Source organism: Planococcus sp. APC 3906, from assembly GCF_030407685.1.
Classification (GTDB): Bacteria; Bacillota; Bacilli; order Bacillales_A; family Planococcaceae; genus Planococcus; species Planococcus koreensis.
Map to the genome: position 1 here is coordinate 1 of NZ_JASDCW010000062.1, position 2,527 is coordinate 2,527.

Sequence of the window (2,527 nt, forward strand, 5' to 3'; positions counted from 1 at the left end):
CTCCGCGTTCTGCTGATACGTCAAGCAATAGATGCAAAAAGCCTGGTTGGTGTTGTCAAACGGCGGCGGCAGCAACCCCCGCAAGATCTTCCGGTCCAAAAAGGGCGGAGCGGGGAGCGCATCCTCCCAGTAGAGGGGGAACGAACTGTATGGATACTGTTCCAGCCGCTCCACCATAGGCACCTTCGTCTGGATCGGATTGCGGTGGATGTAAGAGCTGACCACAAGCAGACCGAGCCGGGAATCGACTTCCTTCGCAAAATAGCGCTTCTGGTAGATGCGGCCGACATGGCGGTAGCGCTTGGCATAGGATGCGCTGTACCGCCGGTTGATAAGGCTCATGATCTTATGGAGCGGATCCCGCTCCGCTTTGATCAGCAAATGAGGAAATCGCGCCCCTGTGTCGAACACAATTCCAAATATACAGCAATACTGCATGAGGAATCCGCTGAAACCAGTAAATGAACAGATTCCTTTTGCATGTTTATGGCGAATAGCAAGTAGTCATAATTGCGCCGTACACAGGGACGAAATGGGAAACTACTGGAAAACTGTTCTGGGAAACGATCGCATTAAAAGCCATTCACGGCATTATTTACTTGCCAAAAGAACGGTAGAAATATGGTATTCTTGAAAACGCGCCACTGTGTCGAACACAATTCCAGATATACAGGAATACTGCATGAGGAATCCGCTGAAACCAGTAAATGGGCGGGTTCCTTTTGCATGTTTATGGCGAAGAGCAAGTAGTCATAATTGCGCCGTACACAGGGACAAAATGGGGAACTACTGGAAAACTGTTCTGGCAAACGCTCGTATCAAAAGCCATTCAGGGCATTATTTACTTGCCAAAAGAACGGTGGAAATATGGTATTCTAAAAGCAATGTAGATGAAAAGTGAGGTACATCGTATGAAAAGAATGAAAGAGAATCCGGACTTCATTCCTTGTATACCTGTCGAAGGAGACGAAATGCTGGGTGGTTTCCCGTTCAACTGGAATATCACCCGGGCCACCGAGTGGATTGACCAGAACCCGGAGCAAGTCGAATTATCCGTAGTGCAAGTCGGTCCGTCGAGTCCATGGGCAGATTCAGCGAACTTGGACGAGGCGTATATCCCGCAAGCAGATTTGGCCAAACCCGTCATCCTGGTCAGGATGCGTCCGGAATTTTTCAGGTTGATCGATGGCAATCATCGGGTAGCCAAAGCCAGGCGTCTGGGCGTAGCCGAGCTGCCCGCCTATTACCTGACACAGGAGCAGCACCGGCAGTTCTTCACTTCGGCAGATATGCAAAACCGGTATGTGGAGTATTGGAATGATAAGCTGAAGGCATTTAAGAGAGACAAAGGCCGTTGGGGCGTTGTTGGGGACTTTCAGGTTTGATCTAACTGAATATTGCATAGTGAAAGAGCCACGTATGCGTAAAATCAAACCATCATTTGCGGAAGAGAGAGCCACCGTTTGCGGAGTAGAGAGCTACAAACACATTTTCACGATAAATACCTCCGGTATACTTTAGGGGCATGCTTAAACGCATGACACCCAAGTAGAAGGAGGATTTTTTTATGGTCAATTATCGGAAGATACTGGGGATGGAGTTTGATGGCATCAGCCAGAGGACGATCAGTTCCAGTACCGGCCACTCGCGAAATACAATCGCGGAAGTGGTACACCGGGCTAAAGAAAGAGGGTTAAAGGGGTTAGAGGATTCCATGAATAATCAATGGCTTGGGACTTACTTGTTCCCTGAGAAACAAGCGATTGAAAAAGGATACTGCCCGGTTGATTTTGAGTGGGTTCACAAAGAGCTTCAAAAGAAAAATGTCACCCTGACACTCCTGCACCACGAATATGCAAGTTCAGCTAGAGAAGATGGAAAAGTCCCTTATGCCTATCGAACATTCGCTGAAAAATATGGTAATTTCGCAAAGAAGCATAAGCTGACCATGCCAATCCGAAGAAAGCCGGGCGAGGTCTTAGAGGTGGACTGGGCAGGAACGACCCTTAAGATCATGGATAATTCGACTGGCGAGAATATACCAGCGTATGTGTTCATCGCAACGCTTCCCTACAGTCAGTTGAGTTATGTGGAGGCATTTCTTGATATGAAATCCACTTCTTGGCTGCGTGCACATATTCATGCATTCGAATATTTTGGGGGCGTTCCGGAGGTCTTGGTACCTGATAACTTGAAGACGGGCGTCACAAAGCCCCACCGGGGCGATCCGATAATCAATGAAGCTTACCGGGAATTAGCCGATTACTACCGGGCGGTTGTCGTGCCCAGTCGCGTCAGAAAGCCGAAAGACAAGGCGAGCGTAGAAGGAACTGTCGGATACATCTCGAGGCAGATCATCGCATCCTTACGAAACTACCAGTGTTTTCATCTCGAGGATTTGAATGCGCGGATCTTTGAAAAACTGGAAGAAATCAATACGACGAACTTTCAAAAGCGCGAGGGTTCTCGGTTTAAAGTGTTTGAAGAAGAGGAGAAGAACCACCTTCACCCTCTGCCTCTCACACGG

General features: G+C 48.4%; 3 protein-coding genes. 2 read left to right on the top strand and 1 reads right to left on the bottom strand.

The window, feature by feature from the left end; translation table 11 throughout:
• Positions 1-438: transposase (locus QMA09_RS16960; RefSeq protein ID WP_290213984.1), on the bottom strand; the 438-nt coding region annotated here is incomplete at its 3' end.
• A 533-nt stretch (positions 439-971) separates the two neighbouring features.
• Between QMA09_RS16960 and QMA09_RS16965 the strand changes: the two genes are divergently transcribed.
• Together QMA09_RS16965 and istA are read left to right on the top strand one after the other, a co-directional pair.
• Positions 972-1,385 carry a ParB N-terminal domain-containing protein gene (locus tag QMA09_RS16965; protein ID WP_290213985.1) on the top strand — a complete coding sequence of 138 codons (414 nt, stop codon included), beginning with the start codon at positions 972-974 and terminating at the stop codon, positions 1,383-1,385.
• A gap of 182 nt (positions 1,386-1,567) precedes the next feature.
• The coding region (istA, locus tag QMA09_RS16970) for an IS21 family transposase (protein ID WP_290213986.1) at positions 1,568-2,527 on the top strand (960 nt) is incomplete at its 3' end.

What these genes read in the sequence shown, in the direction of transcription:
- QMA09_RS16965 (WP_290213985.1), top strand. Translation starts at nt 972, where the DNA reads ATGCTGGGTGGTTTCCCGTTCAACTGGAATATCACCCGGGCCACCGAG.